This window comes from Alkalibacterium sp. m-11 (genome assembly GCF_054658155.1).
In genome coordinates this window covers 1-2,284 of the sequence record NZ_BAAGIR010000217.1, presented here as the reverse complement: position 1 = coordinate 2,284, position 2,284 = coordinate 1, and the positions used below count along the sequence as shown (strand labels likewise).

The 2,284-nt window shown below is 39.2% G+C and carries 2 protein-coding genes; one reads left to right on the top strand and one right to left on the bottom strand.

Features of this window, described 5'->3' with window-relative positions; all coding sequences use genetic code 11:
* Positions 1–163 precede the first annotated feature (163 nt).
* A complete protein-coding gene (locus ACYQ2O_RS11775) occupies positions 164–1,171 on the bottom strand; it encodes a metallophosphoesterase (RefSeq protein ID WP_459770188.1) in 1,008 nt (335 codons plus the stop codon).
* 161 nt (positions 1,172–1,332) lie between these two features.
* Between ACYQ2O_RS11775 and ACYQ2O_RS11770 the strand changes: the two genes are divergently transcribed.
* Positions 1,333–2,193 carry a hypothetical protein gene (locus ACYQ2O_RS11770; protein WP_459770190.1) on the top strand — a complete coding sequence of 287 codons (861 nt, stop codon included), beginning with the start codon at positions 1,333–1,335 and terminating at the stop codon, positions 2,191–2,193.
* Positions 2,194–2,284: the final 91 nt, after the last annotated feature.

Here is a 2,284-nt window from a genome sequence, read left to right as displayed (position 1 = left end):
TTGATTCATAAGAAGACCTCTTTTCTGGATTTGTGGTTATCTCTAGATTAAGGGTCTTCTTTCTTTTTGTCTACTTTAATTTCTTGCCCTACTATTTTACTTTCCGACAACTATTTTACACATAGATCTGGCAGCTACTTAATGCTTGTGAAATGTGATCAACTTACCCTTCATTATCGTTTTCCATTTCTTCTTCTCTAAATGCGGCTCTGGTTTCTCTCGTTTTCTTGGTTCTCTGAATTTTCACCTCGGCAAGATATTCGACTACTTCCTTAGGCTTCCTGATATCAAAGGCTTCAACCGGTTCAGGTCCTCTCATTGTTTCTCTCTTGATGTGCAGAACCCCATTCTCATCAACTTTTTCTTTCCATCGGACGAGCCGCAGCATCCCTTCTGTCAGTTCCAGAGCAGTTATGCTGGCCGGATAGATACCACAGCCCGTATTGAAATAGGGGATCTGTTTGTTGTTCGGAAATTTGAAGCGATGCGTGTGCCCACATATCAGTGCACGCCGATGCTTTTCGATCCATTTACTGTAGTTACGTTCGATCTTATGACGTTTGGTCACGTTCTTGACCGGACTCGCCGGATTCTTGATTCCTACCCGGTGGAAAAAACGCCAGAAATATTTGATTGACAACATAGTAAAGAACCAGAACTGATCATTTGGTGCATCCCCCTGGTGACCATGCAGGACAAACAACTCCTGACTTGTATTACGATGTTTGAGGATAACAGCTTCCTGGGGTTCGATCCCCTTTAAAAAATCATAGAACACTTCACTATATTCGTCATAGTTGATAAACAGATTCTTCTTAACATACTTGGGATTATCCAGATAGATATCATGGTTGCCGAATATACGTATATAACGGTCTTTATCGAAAAATTTCTTAATGGCCTGATATGTATCCGTATGAGCATTTTTGATATGCTCCATTTCTGAATACTCAAGCAGTTCTTCTCCATCCCCAACTTCAAAAAATGTATAGCCATTTTCATAGTATTCATTCAATGCATGTACAAATAAATTTCTGCTTTTTAAAAATTCATCAGATGTACTTCCATCCCCACGATGGGCATCGCTCATGAACACAATACGGGAATAATCGTCGAAGTACATTTTCTTTGCATTCTTATATGCTTCCGTCAGTCTTTTCTGAGTAAACACTTATTGGCACCTCCTAGATACTTTATTGATCTCTTTAAGTATACGCTACTGCAACTTGATAATGAAAATGGAATACTTCTCTAATAATCCTATGAGTAATACTGACACCTCACCAACAATATGCTAAGGTTAATATTGTAACAACTAAAAGGAGGGGCTGTATGAAATTTGGTGTAAGAAAACCGAGCCTGAAAAAAACCATTAAAGCTCGAACGACTAGAAAGATTAAACGTAAAGTAAAATCTTCAGTAAATCCCTTGTATGGGAAAAAAGGTATGGGGTACGTGAAAAATCCTAAACGAGCCGTCTATAATAAGATTTATAACAAAACTACTGTGGGAATCAATCCATTATCTAAACTGTCCACACCATCAGACACCTCTACGAAAAACTCTTCTATTAAAAGTGAACAAGCTATTGGATATACGAAAAAAGAGAAAAAGCAGGAAACAGTTCCTGTCAGAAACCCAGTGGAAAAATGGATCCGACGGGTCATCAGAAAAGACTCTTCAGATACTAAGATAATCACTCGCACCGTAATTACTGAACAATATACTGTGAAAGAAATGCTGGCTATTCAAGATGAAGCCCGATCATGCCTTCATAACTATAACCAGTCCATGCGCCATCTGACAGACACTAATAATGCCGATGTCTTTTTCCCGAGACTTCAGGAGGCTGAAGAGTCTTTATCAACCCTGGTCAGTTTGACTCAGAATCATTCTTTCCTGGTAGCTGAAGGAGATGATGTCATCGATGCTCAGAATCGTCTACTTGAAGAGAAAGAAAATATCATCAAGCAGTTTGTCCATACTCATTTTTCCGAGTCGATTAAAGGAGCTGATAAGCTGAAAACGGACCGAGGACGTCGCAATCGTTTAAAATCGAATTACAATGAACTCAGCACCTACTTCTCTGATCTTCCTCAATCGACTGTTGAAATGATCAATACTATCTGGAACAGCGTTATTCCTCAAGAGGATTTATTGAACTACTCCACCTTAAATCCTAAGGGATTTTGAAGATGGAGATTCCTAAGAACTCCCACCTATTGGTCGGATATTGATTAGGCTAACTCTGTAGTCCCTACAGTTCTGGAAGTTAAAATACGCA